At 63.7% G+C, this 18,257-nt stretch carries 13 protein-coding genes and 1 pseudogene; 4 read left to right on the top strand and 10 right to left on the bottom strand.

All coding sequences use genetic code 11. The annotated features are described in order from the left end of the window. Positions 1–248: 248 nt before the first annotated feature. The 7 genes and pseudogenes from AMK34_RS31620 to AMK34_RS31645 form a co-directional block, all read right to left on the bottom strand. Positions 249–1,313: an FG-GAP repeat domain-containing protein gene (locus AMK34_RS31620; protein WP_143202669.1), complete on the bottom strand. Its 1,065-nt coding sequence runs from the start codon at positions 1,311–1,313 to the stop codon at positions 249–251. 28 nt (positions 1,314–1,341) lie between these two features. Further along, positions 1,342–2,238: a glycoside hydrolase family 6 protein gene (locus tag AMK34_RS31625; RefSeq protein ID WP_158073310.1), complete on the bottom strand. Its 897-nt coding sequence runs from the start codon at positions 2,236–2,238 to the stop codon at positions 1,342–1,344. Between the two features lie 26 nt (positions 2,239–2,264). Beyond that, entirely contained in the window at positions 2,265–4,067 is a 1,803-nt protein-coding gene (locus tag AMK34_RS31630; protein ID WP_241832922.1) for a hypothetical protein, read from the bottom strand. Between the two features lie 21 nt (positions 4,068–4,088). Next, positions 4,089–4,145: pseudogene (locus AMK34_RS43615) on the bottom strand (hypothetical protein); the annotation flags it as partial. Then, the gene (locus AMK34_RS31635) at positions 4,130–5,080 is read right to left on the bottom strand and encodes a polyprenyl synthetase family protein (RefSeq protein ID WP_073847783.1); all 951 of its coding nucleotides are present in this window, start codon (positions 5,078–5,080) and stop codon (positions 4,130–4,132) included. The gene AMK34_RS31635 and the pseudogene AMK34_RS43615, both read right to left, overlap by 16 nt. Beyond that, on the bottom strand, positions 5,077–6,645 hold the full coding sequence (locus AMK34_RS31640) for a hypothetical protein (protein ID WP_143202671.1): 1,569 nt from the start codon (positions 6,643–6,645) through the stop codon (positions 5,077–5,079). Before AMK34_RS31640 ends, AMK34_RS31635 begins: the two co-directional genes overlap by 4 nt. Further along, entirely contained in the window at positions 6,642–7,205 is a 564-nt protein-coding gene (locus AMK34_RS31645) for a hypothetical protein (protein WP_143202672.1), read from the bottom strand. Before AMK34_RS31645 ends, AMK34_RS31640 begins: the two co-directional genes overlap by 4 nt. A 964-nt stretch (positions 7,206–8,169) precedes the next feature. Here AMK34_RS31645 and AMK34_RS31650 point away from each other — a divergent pair. After that, entirely contained in the window at positions 8,170–9,369 is a 1,200-nt protein-coding gene (locus AMK34_RS31650) for an amidase domain-containing protein (RefSeq protein ID WP_083650058.1), read from the top strand. A gap of 747 nt (positions 9,370–10,116) precedes the next feature. Here the strand turns inward: AMK34_RS31650 and AMK34_RS42365 are convergent. Further along, on the bottom strand, positions 10,117–10,413 hold the full coding sequence (locus AMK34_RS42365) for a site-specific integrase (RefSeq protein ID WP_083650059.1): 297 nt from the start codon (positions 10,411–10,413) through the stop codon (positions 10,117–10,119). A gap of 37 nt (positions 10,414–10,450) precedes the next feature. Between AMK34_RS42365 and AMK34_RS31665 the strand changes: the two genes are divergently transcribed. The 3 genes from AMK34_RS31665 to AMK34_RS31675 all read left to right on the top strand — a co-directional run bounded on the left by AMK34_RS31665 (position 10,451) and on the right by AMK34_RS31675 (position 16,289). Further along, positions 10,451–12,355 (top strand): ATP-dependent nuclease, encoded by a 1,905-nt coding sequence (locus AMK34_RS31665; protein WP_083650060.1) that lies wholly within the window; start codon positions 10,451–10,453, stop codon positions 12,353–12,355. Next, the gene (locus tag AMK34_RS31670; protein WP_073847789.1) at positions 12,352–13,881 is read left to right on the top strand and encodes a UvrD-helicase domain-containing protein; all 1,530 of its coding nucleotides are present in this window, start codon (positions 12,352–12,354) and stop codon (positions 13,879–13,881) included. The genes AMK34_RS31665 and AMK34_RS31670 overlap by 4 nt, the downstream gene beginning before the upstream one ends. Before the next feature lie 452 nt (positions 13,882–14,333). Continuing rightward, positions 14,334–16,289: a hypothetical protein gene (locus AMK34_RS31675; RefSeq protein WP_143202674.1), complete on the top strand. Its 1,956-nt coding sequence runs from the start codon at positions 14,334–14,336 to the stop codon at positions 16,287–16,289. Between the two features lie 24 nt (positions 16,290–16,313). Here the strand turns inward: AMK34_RS31675 and AMK34_RS43975 are convergent, their stop codons facing one another. Together AMK34_RS43975 and AMK34_RS31685 are read right to left on the bottom strand one after the other, a co-directional pair. Further along, the gene (locus AMK34_RS43975) at positions 16,314–16,718 is read right to left on the bottom strand and encodes a helix-turn-helix domain-containing protein (protein WP_073847791.1); all 405 of its coding nucleotides are present in this window, start codon (positions 16,716–16,718) and stop codon (positions 16,314–16,316) included. A 316-nt stretch (positions 16,719–17,034) separates the two neighbouring features. After that, the gene (locus AMK34_RS31685) at positions 17,035–18,159 is read right to left on the bottom strand and encodes a hypothetical protein (RefSeq protein ID WP_143202675.1); all 1,125 of its coding nucleotides are present in this window, start codon (positions 18,157–18,159) and stop codon (positions 17,035–17,037) included. Between the last annotated feature and the right edge of the window lie 98 nt (positions 18,160–18,257).

The raw sequence follows: 18,257 nt of genomic DNA on the forward strand, positions 1-18,257 counted from the left end.
GTCCGCTCCGCCATCGTGCCAGCCGATGTCGAGAACGGTCAATTTTGACCATCTGCGCAGGTCAACGCAGGCCTCAGATCCCATCCGAGTGTCAGGCCGTACCGGGCTGTGTCGGGCTCTACTTCGGCAACGGAGCCCAATCGGAGACGGCGTGCAGCTGTCTCTCCGCTCCGTAGCCGACGGAGGTAACCGTGAGCGGGCTCGTATTCCTGGCTGTGCCCGCCCACGGTCCGTACCTCGCAGGGGTGTCAGAAGACCCAGTCGTAGTTCGACCAACCTGATTTGACCAGTTGACCGGTGGCGGGATTGAACACCTTGTCCGGAGCGGCCGGGTTCCACGCGCCTGAGTGCAGGACGCCGCGGAGCTCGCCGGACGCCGTCAGCCGGGCCGCGAAGTCGGGGTAGTCGTCGCGGTTGAAGTCCGGGAACAGGATGTGGTCGGCGGTGTTCATTCCGGATCCGACGACTTTGAACCACTTCGCGACGGGTTTGCCGCTGGAGTCGACATCGGCGAAGAGATCGAGCATCCAGAGGGAGCCGTCGGTCATGGTGACGAGTATGTCTTTGAAGTAGTCGCTGGTCAGGTCGGCAAGGTGGATGCCGGTGACGTAGTCGGCGGCGGTGAGAAGCTGGCCACGGTAGCTATAGGCGGGTTTGCCGTTGACCATCCCGTCGTTGACGTAGAGGTCGATGGCTTTCGTGCTCGCGTTCTTGATGATGATGTCCGCGCGTCCGTCCGGTTCGAGTGGGTTGTTCGGGTCGCTGCCGACGAAGTCGGTCAGGCAGATCGGGGAACTCGGTGTGAAGCCCGCCAGGACTGACGTGTCGGTGCTGAGCTGCGGCACCCCTGCGACGGTGCCCTGGTTGTACGCGGCGTACATGACACCGAAACTGTCGATACTCGCGACGTCGTTGCGGCCGTCACCGTTGAGGTCACCCTGTCCGAACCATGCCCGGTTGGGTGTCGATGCCCGGACCTGGCTGGGACCGGAGAGGGTCGCGGTGCCGTTGAGGCTTCCGCTTCCTGCGAAGATGTCGAGTCGAGTAGTGGCTCGGTCACGTGCGATGACATCGTCGATACCGTCACCGGTGAGATCGTTGGCCGACGCCGCGACGCTCGCGCGGTCCTTGCGGCTCTCTGTCGACGGAACCGTGCCCTGCTTCAGCATCGTGGTCAAAGCTGCGCCGAGGGCCGGGGTGGTGATTGTTTCCGGCGCCGCCTGCGCGGCACTGGCTGGTGTCGTCAGCGCGGAGCACAGTAGCCCCGCAACCAGAACGCCGGCCAGAGTCGGTCTTGCCATTGCGTTTTTCATCGCTCCCCCTGCTTTGTGTCGTGGATGACTACCCGGTCATCTGGAGGGCCAGATCCGGGACGAATTCGCCGGTACGGGAGGTGGGTGCGGCTCCGCAAGGGCCGTCGGAGAGCCCAGGAACGGTCAACCAGGCTTGCTGGAGCGCACCGGGTTGGTCGGAGAACATGGACGCGGTGCCGATCTTGGCGCCGATCGGATTGCAACTGCCGCCGACGGCGGCTCCGTTGCGCGAGCTGTCCGCAAGCAAGAAGTAGTCGGTGCGGCCAGTAGCGGCCGACAGGGCGTCAAAGAGCTTCCGAGTTGCCGGTTCCAGCTCGCCGATGCCCGTGTAGCCGCCCACGTTGACGGTGACCCCAGCCGCTCGTGCCACCCCAGCGGCAACCAAACGTGCCGCCTGTTCATCCGACCTCCCGCCGACGGAAGCGTCGAGGAACACGAAGGCGTTGGGCGCGTCCGCGCGGAGCCGGTCCACCGCGCCTGTCAGGTACCGGGTGACCAGTTCGCTGTCCGTGCAAGCACCGCCCAGCAAACGTGGCTCCAGAACGACTATCGCCTTGTTGGTTCCCAGCCCCTTGGCGAGACCATCGAACGTGGGCGCGGTCACCGTCGGACAAGTCCCTGGTGCGGTGAAGGCCGCGATGAGCATCGGCATCCAGTTCTGCTTCGCGGCGTGAGCCACGTACTCATGGACGTGTCCAGTGAGGTCCGCCTCGTCAGCGGTGAACCGGTGGGCGACGGGCGTGTAGGCGATGGTCCGTTCGATCGGGCCGAAGGCGGCTATCTTGCTGCCGACGTTCGCGTGCGTCCACACCGCGGCCGGGCTCTCCGGGTCGCGTGCCAGTTGGTGGTTGCCGGCGAGCAGTCGGAACTCCGGCGGTGGGTCGGTACGACCCGGCAGACCGACGCATCCGCCGAGCAGCAGCACGGCCAACAGCAGAGGCGCTAGACGCTTCACCGGATCTCCTCCTCATCTAGTGCGATCCCCGGTTCAGCCAACGCCCGCGCGAAGTACTCCAGCACTCGCTGGCACCGGGCAGCGGAGACTCCGGCGAGCATCTCGTCGGCCGCGCGGAGCTGCCTCGTCACAGCGGTCTCGAGCTCATCGATCAGCGTATGCCGACGATAGTGGATCTCTTGCTCGGTCCGCAGACCCGAACGGACCGGCAGACCGGTCAGCCCAGCGGCCAGCGCGCCCGCGAGATTCGTATCCAGCCTGCTTCCGCGTCCGGTCAGGAACGCTCGGTCCTCGGCGAGGAGAAAGAGCCGCCCGCAGGCGCGTCCGAACTCGCGCATTGCGCTGACAGTGGCGTCATCAGCGTCTGCGAGGTGAGCGCCGATCCGCGCTGGGAACTCGAAGAAGCTCTCGAACAAGGACTCCACAGCGTGTTCCGCACGCAGGGTGACCAACGAGACCAGCCATGCGGCGAACGCACCTGCCAGATCCGGTCTCGCCGCCGTCAAGACGTCGGTCGCGGCTGCGAGCAGGTAGTCGGCCGCGATCACTGACGAGGCGTAACGCCAATCGACCCCGCGACCTGGGGAGCCAGCCTCGGATGCGGGAACGCTGTGCGCCAGAGCCCCCAGCAGGGCCAGTTCGATCGCAGCCGCCACCGATGCATGCCGCAGCTCAGGATCAGCGCCAGCCGACATCAACGCGCCCGCGAGCAACGCGGACGGCCGGATACCTCGGTGAACTCCAGCACGTCCACTAAGGGTGTGCGTTGCGAGTAACGGCCATTCCGCGCTGATCCTGCGGACGACGACCTCGTTGCAGGCCAAGGTGAACGGCGCCAGATGAAGCCGTACGGGATCCGTCGCGCTTCGCGCCGCCCTGAGGCTCTCGTGTGCGATCGAGCCACCGAGCAGGGCAGCACGGTGACTCTGTCGGAAAAATGGGTGATCCGACGTCGCTGAGCTCGACAGCACCCTCCAGGAAAGGTGGTAATGCCGGATCGCGTGCCGGGAGGACTGGAAGTAGCCGACGAAAGCCGATCGCAGGCCTGCTCGGTAGGAGTCGGCTATCCGTGTGGGGTCGTCCGGATGTTCCTTGACCGCTTGCGCGGCTATCTCCGCGCTACGGATCGCGTTGGAGATTCCGTCTCCAGTGAAGGGATTGGTCAGACCTGCCGCCTCGCCGAGCAGGAGCGTGTTACCTGAGGCGGTGCTCTCCGGCGAGAATCCGGCGTTGACCGGATAGATCGTGAATGGGCTCACCGCCACTGCCCGTGCCATACGCGGGTCAGCGGCTCGGATGACCGCCGAAAGCCGGTCCTGGTCGAAAGGCCGGGATGACAGGGTCGTCACCGTCACCGTCGCGAGCCCGGTGACACCGGAGATCGGAACAACACGGACGACAACCGGAACCGCGCGCGGATTCCCGGCGTCGGGCTGGGTCAGGTACGTCAGGGCCTCGCCGTCGACGGCGCACTTGCCCCAGTTTGCCGTAATCGCCCAGCCTCGTCCTGGTCCCGCCGAATCAGCCTGTGCGCCGCTTGCGTCGAGCACTACTCCGGGGATGACGTCATCGGGCGCGTGAGGAGTCACGTCTGCTCCTGCGGCGACGGCCGATTCCCGTAGTGCTGTGACCAACGAGTGGTACGACGTGATCATGATTCCCGGATCGTCGAAGTGTCGCGGTGGCTCATCGCCGAACGACAGGGTCAGCCGCGCGACGGCTGTGGTGGAGACCGGCGCGACGGTCCGCTCGATCAGCACATGGTGATCGTCGGCCGGTCGTCGGCGGTCGACCAGCACGACTTTGAGCCCAGCCTCGGCGAGATGCCTCGCGGCAGTGCATCCCGCCGGCCCCGCCCCTCTCACGAGAACGTCCATACCGCGTCAGTCACCCCCATCAGCGCCGCGTAGGCGGCCTCGTGCGCGTAGGGAACGAGTGCCTGGACCGCCAGTTCCCGATATCGACGTGCCTCTCCGATCGCGTGGTCCAAGCCTCCAGACGCGATGATCACGTCCCGTATCCGTTCAAGGACTTGCTCGTTGATCTCCACCGCGAGCAGAAGCGGCCCCAATTCGGCAGGCCGAACGGCGAGCGCGTGCAATGTCGGTAGACCGTAGAGCCCCAGCTTGTGATCCGTGCCGGATGGCTTCCCGGAGCCCTCTGGCAGGAAGTCCTTGCAGTCGTCCTGGATTTGGAAGCACACTCCGATGTCCGTGGCGAACGCCGCCACAGCGGCGGTGAAGGAGCCGTCGCGCCCGGCGCTTCCAGCTCCGAGAACACAGCTGAGCACGAACAGTTCGCTGGTTTTCTTGATCACCATGGTGAGGTAGCCATCGGCGGTGAGCTCGGTGTCGTACGCACGCTCTACGTCCATCATCTGCCCCAGTGCGATGGTGGCGGTACTCCTGCTGACCGCTGCCGCCGTCCTCGGCCCGAGGTCCGCTGCCTCTTGCCCGACCAGTGCCACACACGCGGTGCCTGCCAGCAGGGCGAGGTCGGATCCGACCTGCTCGTGTGCGCTGGGCAAACCTCGTCTGGTCGCGGCGCGGTCCACCACGTCGTCATGGATCAGGGACGCGAGGTGGAGCAGTTCGACGATCGCGCCGACCCGCACCAATTCCGAGAGCCGTGCTTCCCCGCCCTGTGCTGCCGCGGCGACCAGCGCGGCTCTTAGCCTCTTGCCTGGCCGCCGAAGGAACGGCAGGACAGCCGGTCTCAAGCTCTGAGGCAGGTCGTCGGCGAGTTGCAGGAGCCGCGTTTGAACAGACGCCTGGAACTGCTCCAGCGGGAAAGTACCGGACAATGCCGTCACCGTGGCCGATGCTCGGCCCCGTAGAGGGATCCGAGCGCCCGGATCGTGGGTACTGCCGCGGTGGTGTCCCAGACCTTGTTGAAGACGTCCGTCCGGTTCATGAACGCGACCAGCTGCTGGTGGTTCATGCCCTCGGTCTGGCGGACCAGCGACGTGAAGATGTCGTTCGTAGCGTTCTTCTCCTCGGTGGTCATCCTTGCCTGCAGGGACGCGAGCCCCATCGCGGCGTCATCGACGTTCTCGCGGGTCACCACCAGGCCCTGCTGGTCTGGGTTGGCCAGGGCCGAATCGATGAAGTTCCGGTACTTGTTGTACATACTCGCGGCACCGGCCTTCTCACTCGGTGTCGCTTCAATGCCTTGCGTTCGGTCCAGGATCACGCCGTTGTTCAGGTAGAACAGCTGGGTCAGGAAGTTACCGGTTGTGCTCGAGGCCATGAACTGGTCGCGGATCCGGTCCGCCAGTGGGATGTCGTTCTCCAGCGGGAGGTCGTACATCGACGCGACCGCACTGGTCGCTTCGCACTTGCTCAACGACACGTCGATTGGTAGCTGGGTGTTGCCGTCGCCGCCGAGCCGGACGGTCGAACCAGAGTCACCCGGCCAACCGAATCGGGGAACTCCGATGAGATCGGTGAACCACGCAATGCGCAGACCCCCGTTGATTTCCATGAAGACCGGGAACTTCATGTTGATGGCATGGATTCGAGACGACGCATAGCCGGTTCTCGCCCCGACTTTCTCGACCGCCGCGTTGAGATCCTGCGGGCCTGGCGGATAGATCGCTTCCTCGGTGAGAAGCTCTGCCCCGATCTCGGACAACGTATTGTCGATCTTGGCCGTGACGCTGTAGAAGTTCGTCGGATCCGCGGCGAAGAAGATCCCCACACACGGATGCTCGATGTCGTATGGATCCATCAGATCTTCCGCGACCGCGTCGGTGACCTGCGCCCCCTCGGCATCGGTCAGCCTCGCGAGTCCGACATCGGTGATGTTCGGCCGGGTCACGCCAAAGGTGAACGGTACGAATCGGGTGACGTGCGCGATTATGTCGGTTGGATCACCCGTGAAAGGCTGGGTGATGGCTTGTCCGATCGAAGTGCTCGAGTTGTTCTGCACGAGCACATGGTTGTTCGACAGGATGCACGGCCAGTTGTCCCTGAGATCTAGAACGATCGCACCAAGCGTGCCATAACCCGCCGTACCGATGTTGCTGATCTGACTACCCTGGCGCAGTGGCCTGTACTTGCCGGTTATCGTCGCTTCCACACTCGGGTCGAACGTCGTCGTGCCACCCAACATGAAAGGTCCAGCCTCGACCACGTCGACACCGTAATTCGCGCCATCGACGTTGACCTGCCGCGGCAGCAGATCTTCTTGCAACAGGAGCGCAGGCGAACGTTTCTTCGTCACAAAAGCGACGACAACTGGTTCGTCAGTGGTCTCCCCACCCCGAACACGGTACGCCACACCGGCACCATTGAAACCTCGGCGCTGCGAGAACCCGCGGATCAGATCGTCCCGCCCCTGCTGCAACCGGTTGTGAGTCTGCCTGGAGAAGGTCATCTCAAGCCACTCTCCTTCACGGCCGACGGCAGCGCCGCGAACCTGCGGGCATAGTCCAGCCAGAGCTCCGCCGCTGGCCGCTGTCCCGGTTCGAAACGGGAAGAGATCGTGGCAATACCGGTCGAAACCACTATCGTGATAGCGGCGATTGAATCGGCACCGGTGGCCGCGCGGCCCAGTGCCCGCACGACCATCTCATCGTCGTCCCGGACCGACATCACCCGACGGACGCGATCGAGCCCGTCGAAAAGCGTGCCTCGATCGGCGTGATTCATCCGGGCGAGCACAAGCCGCAGCCGATTCCTCGTGGCTCGCTCGATCGCGGGTCCACGTTCGTCGAAGCCTGGAAAGGGCACCGGCATCACAGCGATCGCGCCTGCGATACGCAACAGCAGATCTTCATCGGAATCACCCGACATGGGCACCGCCGCCGCAACCGGAGCACCGACCGTTGCCAGCGCCGCGGCCGCGACCGTCCCTGCGAGCACCGTTCGCCGCGGGAGCCGGTCAGACGACCAACGGACATCAGGAGACAAAAAATCAACGGGACAGTCCGCCATGCTTCCTCCTCGGACTTCGTCGTCGCCTCCGATGCGCCGAGCGCACACTCCCCAGTTCCCCCCTGGGCGGATGCGAAATCCTTTCAACACGCTAACTACTTGAGTACGGAGATGGGACCCGCCGACTGGGTGATCACCCAGTCTGACCCCGGCGGCTGATCGCCGGACCAGCACGTAGTCGAAAGTCGGGGAGTCTCCGTTTGCCATGCACGCTGTTGGAGCCGTCAGGGCGATGATGTTCGCAGCTACGCCCGACATCGGAGTTCGGTGTTGCTCAGCCGATCCAGGCGCGTGAGCTGCAGTTCGGCCGCGACGGCGAGCAGGCCGTCGTGGTCCAGGCTCAGACCTCTTCGTGGCCGGTGACCGCTACGGGGCGTTAAGAGGTGGTTTTATACGATCCCATAAGGCATATGGTCACGCCGACTCCGCCAGGCGGGCTATTCATCGCTAAGCAACGGAACACACTTGACTTTGATGAAATATCGCCGATAAGGTTTGGGAGGGAAGCGAGGGGACTGCGCGCAAGTTTTCACGAATAGACATTGCTGGACTTATTGTTTACCGCCGCGTTGGCGGATTGCATCGCGGAGATCCACCTGGGCCGACGAGGCCGGACCGAACCGTCTGGACTCCAGGTTGACTTACTCAACTTCGACGTCACCTCTCTGCAGCGAGCGGCCGCAGAGAAAGCCCATGAGCAGGCCGTGCGTCGACGGGGGCTGCGGTCCTGATGGCCGTGTGCCGTTCCGGCTGCGTGCGCCCCGCTCGATCGCGACCTTCCCGCACAGCGGAACACCTGCTCCCGGCCGCCTAGCTATATCACTCATTTTCAACCCCACCTAACGAGGGGCTCTTAAGTTCTGTCGATTTAACGGAATCGACAGTAGCTCAGTTCCGCCGCCACGCCGAGCTGAGTTTGCGACACACAATTTAACGGAATTCGCATTTCCACTGGGAGGTCTTTGTGCACTTTTTCAGGAAAAGAAGCAGACCCCGGGTCGCGGTACTGACCGCGACGGCGGCGGTGGTAGCGCCGCTCTGTCTGACCGCGGTCGCGCAGGCCGCGCCCGCCGACGACTCCGGGAACCTGCTGGCGCTGACCCAGCAGTATTTGCAGGACCGGGCCAGTCGGGTCACCGATTCCCGGCCGGCTGCTCTGGCCTCCTCTGCGCTGACTTCGGTGGCGGCGACCAGTCCCTTCTCCGCCCGGCTGGCCACGGAGATCCCCGCGCTGGATCGCCTGCGGGCCAGGACCGTCGGTACCTACGCCCAGTACCGCAATGCCCAGGTCGATTTGGTGTCCCCGACGGTGACGGTCACCGGCGACACCGCCCGGGTCTCGGTGCAGGAGCAGACCCGGCTGGTGTTCGCGAAACGTGATACGCCGGACTCGGCGGACGCGACCCACTACCAGGTACCGCACGTGCTCGATTTCCAGCGGCACGGAGCCGGCTGGGTCCTGGCCTCTGACGCCCTAGACGTCCCGGCCGACGCGCTCGACCCCGTCCCCTACGTGAATCCGGTCAAGCTGCAGCCGGCCACACCGCGCGATCTGGCCCGTGAAACCTCGATCCCCAAGGACGTCAAGCCGAACTCTCCCGGAGCCCAGCCCTACAGCAGCGCTCCGCCTGCCAGCATCAACGGGGGTGTGCCGATCGACCGCCAGGCCGCGGTCCGCTACGCCCGCACGTTCGCCCTCAGCTACAACCCTGCCTACGAGCGCTTCGGCAACGACTGCACCAACTTCGCCTCCCAGGTCATGCGCGCCGGCGGCTGGCCCGACGTCGGTCGCCCCGGGCCGGACGGCGACGATAAGTGGTTTCAGTACAACGTTGTTTCTCACAGCAGGACCTGGGCCATCGCCCACGAGTTCTTTTTCTTCGGCTACCTACACAGCAAGCGCCTACGCCACTATGCCGGCGAAACTCCCCTGATCGCTGACCTGATCTTCGTGGACTGGGCATGGGGCGGGGTGCCCGACGCCCACCTCGACCACACCATGATCATCACCGAAAACCCCGCTGGCAACATCAACGACTGGTCGAGGATCAAGGTCACCTACCACAGCACCGACCAGGACAACGTCCCGCTTAACGTCGTGTCCGACAAGCTCGGCCAAGGTGCCAATTGGTACTTCACCGATACTCGGGGACTTCCGGGATAGCGCCGAACAGCGGCTAAGTAACACACGACAGGTTGGCCCCTCGCAGCAATGAGGGGCCAACCCGGCTAGGCAGCACTCGCCGCTCGCATCGTCATCGCGAGGCGGGGCGTGCCGAGTTGATGCCGCCGCTACCGTGGTGAGGAGTACTTCGCCATGCCGAAAGGGGCCACCATGCCAGGCAGGGAACCTGTGCCCACGCCGCACCACGACGATAAAAGCGTCGATGGCCGGTCCACGAGCCGCCGACGCCGAGTTCCCCGGCGTGTAGTGATCCTGTCAATCGCTGTGCTGGTCGTTCTCGGTGCATTATGTGGTGCCGCGTTCACCCCCAAGGCGGCGAACCACTTCGGCTACGCACTACCGGGAGAGAAAGGCCTCCCGTACCAAGTCAAGTACAACGGCAGGGACTACCGCAGCCACATGACGTGCGCTGGCGCGCAATGGTGCGAAGACGAGAAGACCCCTGAACAGCGAACAAGGCCGTACTGCACGCCTCGTGCTGGACTGGGTCTGGAGGAAGGCAACGGCGGTACGGGGATGGTGAAGGTCGATGACGTCTTCACCATGTTCGGACCCTCGCACCCGGTTTTCACCGTTGGCGCCCTCCCACAGGGAGGGACCGTGACGGGAGTCGTCGTCGAGGCTTCCAAGGACTGCTACCTGACATATGACCTAGTGGGCGGCCCTTAGTTCCGCTCGCCGTCGTTCGACAGCGACGAACCCCGCCGGGTGCCGTGACGGCGGCGGTCAGGTCCTGGCCATGCGCGTGGCGAGGTCGTCGGCGCTAGCTGTCCGGGTGCCGCGTCGGTTGTCGAGGTCGTCGAGCCTGCGGTGGGTTCCTTCCTTGCTGGGCTTCAAATATCGCTGGAGGGTGCGGCGGTCTTCGTAACCGGAGAGGTTCATCAGATCGGCTTCGGTGGCGCCGTCTTCTCCGGCGTGGGTAAGGCGGAAGTGGCGTAGGTCGTGCAGGTGCCAGCCGCCGGTCGCGGTACCGCTCAGGCCGCTAGCGAGGCAACCGTCGACACCACTCCATAGCGATGGCACGGTGTAACAACAGATCGTTCCGGCTCGACGTCCAAAGGTGCACCTGAGCAAGCTCATGATCCGAGGACTGCGCGCAAGCGCAGAACACGATCTCGAAGTCCGTCTGCCTGGCCGTTTCGCAGTGCTGATCGGAGCCAACAGCACCGGCAAAACCACTGTCGCCGAGGCACTGCAGCTTGCACACACCAAGGTATTTCCCAGATTGCCCGCGCCAACCGCGGCCGTTCTGGGCGAGGGCGAACGCTCGGTAGAAGTCGAGTACTCCTTCTCACGCACTGAGCAGGATGAAGGAATGCTGGGTCAGGCCATTCAAGCTCAGGCTGGCATCACAGCACCTGGTACGACAGCCGCAGTCTGGACACGCGAGTTGAGCCGCGACCTCGGGAGAGTGGCCACCAGAACGCTGGCCCCTCACGACGCGATGGACTCGATCCGTCTGGTCTATCTGCTGGCATGGCGAAACCCTGTCGACGAGCTAGCTCGCCGGGAAGCACGTGTCCTGGTCGAGCTGCTTCGAGCGCAGCACCAGAACGCCGGTCACGGACGCAACTTGGCCGGGCTACGCGTTCGCGCCTCAGCGCTTCTCGAACAACTCGCCGCAGACAGCCTCATCGGGGCGGTAGAGGAGCGGATCGCGGCACACCTCCAGTCGTTGTCGGCGGGCGTCTCCCGCAACTGGCCTTACGTCCGCGGCCAGGTCATCGATGACACCTACCTCGCCAGGGTCTTGGAGCTGATGCTCGCCGTTCTCGAAGGGCGTCAGCACGCAAGGCCACTCGAAGTTTCCGGGCTGGGGTACGTCAACCTGCTGCACATCGCAGTCACGTTGGCGGCCATTCCAGATCAACAACTGGTGTTCGCGCCCCCCGCTGAGGGAGATACCTCCGAGGAGGAGTCAGTCGATCCCGCAGACGCGGAAGCAAGGCTGCTGCAGGCGCGCGCGGAGCGCGACAGTGAGGAAGACTCGTTCTTCCCCTCACGTCCGCTGCATGTCACTGTTCTGATCGAAGAACCGGAAGCCCACCTACATCCGCAGCTTCAGCACTCCCTCGCCCGGTATCTCCAGCGAATCGCGCGCGAGCGTCCTGAGCTGCAGATCATCCTCTCCAGCCACGCTACTGACATCATCACCTCGTGTTCTCCCGAGGACATCGTCGTAATGCGTCGCCTGCAGGACGGCCGCCGAGTGAGCCGGGGCATCGCCGAACTTGACATCTCAGACCGCGCGGAGGTCATGCGGAAAACGAGACTGCACCTCGACGCGAGCCGGTCGGCTGCGCTGTTCGCCGAACGACTGCTGCTCGTCGAAGGGGTAACTGACGCCGCCCTCGTCCGCGAGTTCGGGTGGGTGTGGTCTGGTGCGGATGTCGACAAACAGTCGTTCATCGACGCTTTGAGCATCGTTCCCATGGGCACGAAAGTCGGTTCGTGGGCAGTACGTCTTTTGGCCACTCGCGGGCACGAACTATGCAGTCGGCTAGCGGTGTTGCGCGATAGCGACAAGCCGCTCGAAGAGTCGCCAACCGTCCCAAGCTGGCTGACAACTCAGGCTCACGACCCAGACGTCGTCAAAGTTGTGCACAGTCATCCCACGCTGGAGCCGTCCATCACCACCGGCAACGAGGCCTTGATCGCTGCCGCACTTGAGGATCTCGAGATCGACCGCCCGAAACCGCTCGATGTCGCCGCCGTGCATCTGCTCTTTCGCAGCGCCCGCAAGAAGACCAAGACAAGGGACGCAACGCCTGCCGGCCCTGCCGCATCACGCAAGGGAGAGTTCGCACTCGCTCTGGCTGGACGCCTGTCGGACCAGCGACACTCAGGGTCTCTGACCGCGGCGGTGCCGACCCACTTCACCGAGATCTTCGAATTCCTCTACGCGACGGATAGGCCCACGGCCCAGGCGAAACCTGCGGAAAGCCCTGCGAACGAGCCGACATGACGTCGATCGCGTCGCCCAGCGACACCCGCCCCAAGAACCTGACGAATGAGCAGGCTGCCGCGAGCGGCAGCCTGGAACGGCGGTTGTTCATCGACGCGGGTCCCGGCACTGGCAAGACAACCGTTGCGGCTCAACGCTTCGGAGCTCTCCGTTTCGCTCCAGAGTCTAGAACCGACCACCGCGCGATCATCGCCGTGAGTTTCACCAGAGCAGCCACGTGGACTCTGAAGCAGCGAGTGAGACGTATCTGGGGCCCAGCCGCCCTGACGTGGCCGCACCGAATCGTCACTCTCGACACGATCATGTGCGACCTCATGCACGACCTTCTTCGCGCTGGCCTCCTCCGATGGCCCAATGGGCACACCGAACTCACGGTCATCGACAGCTGGAGCGCGCTGGCGCAAACGAAGTGGACCAAAAAAACCTACAAGGTGTATGTCGACGCTGCGGACGTGAAGTTCGTCAAAGTGAATCTCGAAGGTGGCGCGCGCGTACCGCTGACAGAGATCGGCAAGCATCTCGCTGAGGGCATCTGCACTCATCAGGATGTCCGGGACGCGCTTGAGAACGCCTTGAAGAACGAAACCATGGCAGCGCACTCCCGTGACCGCCTGAAGGTAAGCGCAAAAGCACTGATCGTCGACGAGGTTTTCGACGCCAATGATCTCGACATCGCCATCATCGAGCTAGCCACTCAAGCCGGACTGTCCGTCACGCTCGTTGGCGATCCGTGGCAGGCGCTCTACATGTTCCGGGGCGCCCGCCCCGATGCGATTCCCGCGCTGCTGGCTCGGACCGGCATCACAACGCTGGCGCTTACCGAGTCGTTCCGCTGGCGCGGCCCGATGCAACGAAAGCTCGCTGCGAATCTCAGGGAGGGTCATGGCGTCACGCTCGACTTGACGGCATCGGATGCGCTTGAAGGCAAAGTCGACGTGGCCCTCGCGACAGAGTGGAAACCGCTCTGGCAAGCCAGTGACGGCATCCTCCCCCTCGCCTTCCACTCCTTCAAGGGAGGAATCGAGGAAGCAGCCGCGACTCTCCTGCTCAACCATGTCACGCGATCCGCGCTCGGCGAGAACGCCACCTACCTCGCCGACGCGTTGATGACGCTGTCCATCAATGCCCCGGACGCCGCCGAACAGCTGAACAACGAACTCCACCAAGTCGTCGAGACGCTCGTGGGCTCGGAGAAGGATCCCGTCAGAGCCGCTTACGCCAAGTTGGCAGAGATCACCGCGTCCTTCTCGCCACGCCGACTGCGACGGGCACACGCTGCGCACACCATTCGCCTGAAGCTCATCGCGGCTCGCCTAGAACAACGCGCTCGGCTGATCCCCGGCTTGACCACCCATCAGGCCAAGGGCGGCGAGTGGGACGCCGTAGGCGTAGTGCTGTCGAGGCTCGAACAAGCTCGGCTCCAAGGCGGACTTACCCACGAGCAGGACACCGACCGCAAGCTGTACGTCGCCTGCACCCGTGCCCGGATGTGCACCGTGCTGATAGCTACCGAGACTGCGGAGTAGCGGCTGGCCGCGATCGGCGCACGTAGCCCTTTGACGTACTCCGGTTGGTGTTCGCCATAACTTGAACCCTCGCTGCCTCTGAGGCCCCAGATCTGAGGGGAGAACCGTATTGAGGCTCCCATGCCCTAAGACCAACGGGGACCGATCCCATGCAAGCCATCAATGGCGCCCACCCGGTCGGATGGCGGCCGTTGTCGTGTCTTACCCGGTTCCGCAGTCACTGACCGGCTCAGGCTGACCAGTCACCCGGAAGCGAACTCGATCGGGCGCTTCTGCGGATATTGCTTAGGCGGTTCACCACCTGAGGAAAACCGTCCAGGTCCTTGAGTTTCGACCGCGCAGGAGTCATCGTCGCCCCTGCCGTCCGATGATTAAGGAAATTGGGGTGATTGCTGTCGCTACACTGCACGGTCTCGTGTAACCAGTTGTTCGCACTGTCGGGGAGGGCAGTCGTGAGTTTTGGGCATCGGTGGCCGTGGGTCTTCATGGCAATGGTGGCAGTCACACTGGGCGGTGTACTGGCGTTTGGCGTGCTCGAGACCGGTGACCAGGTCGCCAGCGTGATCAGCTGCTTGGTCGGGCTCGCTGCTCTGTGCATCACCTGGCTGGAACCGAGACGCTTCGGTCTGGTTGACGAAGCGTTGGAGGCCGCCTGCGGCGAGCTGTCTGCCGGGACGCGTGAGCGGCTCCGGCAGGAAGTGGCGACCCGCGGTCTGGTATTCCCGGAGCCGCTTCGAGTTCCTTGGCGATCTGTCGACGGCCCCTTCACTGCGAGCCCCGACGTTGTGCTTGGGCGCCTACCCGGCGTTCGGCGCACGGCTCTGCGCCTGCATGGAGATGTGATGACACTCGCAGACATCGTAGGTGCCCTGCCCGCGCGTCAAGTCGTAATCACCGGTGCGGCCGGATCAGGCAAGACCTCAGCCGCGATTCTGCTCGCCCAACAGATCGTGCGCGAAGGCGAAGCGTCCCTCCTGGTCGACATGGCCGGATGGGACCCAGAGCGCTACTCCCTGAACGACTGGCTCACGGCTTGCCTCACCGCTGCACGCCCCGCGGCCTTGCCGATGAGACATGCCCACGCCGCAGCCTCCCGCCTAGTCGAACGCGAGGCGATAGTCCCGATATTGGACGGCCTCGACGAGCTACCTGATCATCTGATGATGCAGGTGATCGAGTCCATGCACGAGTGGACCCGCCCATTCATACTCACCAGTCAGACCGCCGAGTACGAGACAGCTGTTCGTGCCACAGGTCTAACCGTGGCCAGAGCTCTGGTAGTGCGCATGCTCCCCATGCCCGTCTCGGAGATTGTCAGCCATCTCACCGCCGGCCGGGCAGACGCGGACCGGAGGTGGGCGCCGGTGGCGGCTCGATTGCGCATATCGGGATCTCTACGTGCCGTGCTGTCCACACCGCTGATGAGCAACCTGGCCAGAGTTGCCTACACCCGCATTGACTCGAACCCGAGCGAGCTCCTGGAACTCGACGACGCCGACAACTTGGAACGCCATCTGCTCGACCGCGTGTACCCTCACGATGGAGCCTTCGCCTGGTTGACGCCTCTGGCGCGCTACCTCGACCGGCGGGAAGTTCGCCAGTTGGACTTATGTGGCCCTCTCATTCCGGCAACTTGGTCCAAACTCCGCCGTCTTGCGCTGTCCTTCCTGGTGTTTACCTGCTACCTGGCGTTGATGGCCCTGTTCGTGCGACTCGAGTCAAGTGGCACGTTGATCGAAATTCTGTTCGAGATCATGTTGTGGGCTGGCCTGATGATCTGCTTTCTGCTCGTTCGGCTCGCTACCCGAGGTAAGACTCAATCAGCTACGCCGTTCCGGTTCCGAACCCGCCCCAGGCGAACACTGGGTGTCGCAGCTGTCTCCGCAGCATTCATGACGGTGTTCGCAGTCATGAGCACGAGCTCAACACTCACACCGCAAACCAACGTGGCGACCCTCCTCGTCGGCATCGCAGGCTTCGCCCTCATCAGCGCCGTTGTGGGAGCGATGGCATGGGGGAGCCTCACTGAACCCGTAGCGGAAGGCGAAACGCCGCATCCGTTGTCGGCGATCCGCTGGGACGGCTGGGCTCTTCTCGCCCACTTCCCAGCGCCACTCCTCGGTACCGCCGTCTTCCTGGCGCTTCAGCATCAACTGAGTACTTTCCCGCAAAATGCGGCGCTGACACTTATCGTGTCGACGGTCGTCTTCGACCAAATCCCCGGTACAGCCTGGAGCCGGTGGATGATACGGCGTCTCAGTCTGGCCCGCCACGGCCTACCGTCAGACATCGAGGAAGAGCTCGAGAAGGCCCGCGAACAGGGCATCCTGCGCACGGTGGGAATGAGTTACCGATTCCAACACGCCAGAGTCCAAGTCCACCTCGCGAGTGCGACAGAGAACGACTGAGGCGTTCCCAACAGCCGGAAGGTATCATCCCATTCGCCGGGAGGTCGCATTCCCGTCACGCCGATAGCCCGTTCCGTCCACGTACTCGCGCGTAGGCCACCAGATTCTCCAGGACGAAATCGCAGGATGCGACAGCAGGTGTATCAGCAGAATGTCCGCGGTATGACAGCCTCTTGAGGGCTCTCGGAGAATGTGAATGCCTCGGCTTGTCATGCATGTCCAGGTCACACAGGCGCGGATGCAGCTCCGCCTGGACACGCGCCTGCGTGTCGCGCGGGTCGAACCGCTGACCACGCGGATACGTCGCAGGCGGTAGCGGAATGCATTCAGGTGCAAATACAATTGCGCGGCCGCGACTTTGGTGTCGCCGAAATGGTCGAGGAAACCGACGCCTCTACCGCTGCGGTCACGCCAGCCACCAACCCTCACACTATTTTTCCTGGAGCAATTCCGGAGCGGAACGTCGGCTACAAGCGAACCCAACGAAAGCCTAACTGCAGCGATCAGCCCACAACTGCACCATCCGACCAGCGGGTTCTCGATAACCGCAGGTCAGCACCTTGATCGAACCTGACTGGCAGTGAGGGGGTCAGGGGTTCGAGTCCCCTTAGCTCCACAACACGAAACACCGCCCACCTGGCAGATTCGCCAAGGTAGGGCGGTTTTTTCGTTGCGCGTCACTTTAAGAATTGACACGGCGAACTTCAGTTACCGTTCAGAACCACTCAGATCCGAAGTGGCGTGCTCAGCTCTCTGTTGTCACGTGGTCGCGGTCGAGGTCGGTCGGCGTGGTCAGCCATTCGTTTGGCTGGACGTCGCCCAACAGTCGATCCGCCATCGTCGGTGTCAGCACCATGCTGTCTTCCTTGTGCCATGGCGTCTTGGCCGGCTTGAGTCTGCCGTCATCTTTCCGTTTGCGCTCTCCACGTTTCGGTCGTTCGTAGATCCTGTTTTCCTCGGTTCGCACGCGGAAGTAGTACCGGTCGTAGATCGCTTTGACTTTGTTGTTGAGCGTGATGAGGGTGATGTCCTGGCCCGACCCCCCGTGGTGGGCCCGGTTCCGCAGGACAGTGAGGGCGAGTACCGCGGCTGCGGCACCGGGCACGCGGTGATGCTCGTTCGCCGGCGTCAGGTTGTGCGGATTGGATACGATGTTCTCGATGTGACCGGCGGTCTCGTCTTCCCACTCGACGACCGCCTGGAGTGCTTCCGCTTTGTACACCGCGCGGAACCTGCGAAGGTCCTCCTTGCTCGCGTGCTTCAGGCCTACCAGCAGCACCGAGCACTCCCGGATGACACCGTCCATGTGCTCGTAGGTGGTCATGAAGGCCTTGTACTGCTTGCGGAAATCTTCGTGGGCGGTGTCCTCGTAGTACTGGTTTCCCAGCTTGTTCCGTGCGGCGGTCCACTCGCTGTGTTCTTCGCTCGCGTCATCCACCCACTTTTTGGCATAGTCGTGCCACTTCGTCAGGGTGAGTTCGATCCCGGCGCGGGTCTTGCGGGTGATGACCTCGGCGTTCATCCTGGGGTAGCGGAGCCCGGACACCGGCTTTTCACCGGATCCAGCGATGGCGATCAACGCCCGGCAGAGCGCGGTGACCTCTGCTTCTTCGTCCAGATCAATGAGCCCGTGGTCGTGCACCGACTCGTCAAGCGCGGCCAGGGCGCCGCGCAGCGCAGTGAGTCGCACCGCGCTGGGCTCTCCCCACCGTCGCGGGATCTCCGGGTGCAGGAACTCACGCGCCGCGAACGCGGTTTGCAGGTCTTCGGCACGTACGTCTATCGCGCGCTTCTGCTGCCCGCCCGACTTGAACGTCACCTGCCGCTGGACGGCGGCATTGACCGCGCGGTTTCCTGCCGCTCGCTGCAAGGCCAGCAGATTGTGGTGCGGCGGTCTTGGCGCACCGGGCTGTGCGGAGCAGTCGAATCGGGCTATTCGGTCTAGTTTCGCGCGCATTCGCCCAACGC

The organism is Amycolatopsis sp. CB00013 (assembly GCF_001905755.1).
GTDB lineage: Bacteria > Actinomycetota > Actinomycetes > Mycobacteriales > Pseudonocardiaceae > Amycolatopsis > Amycolatopsis japonica.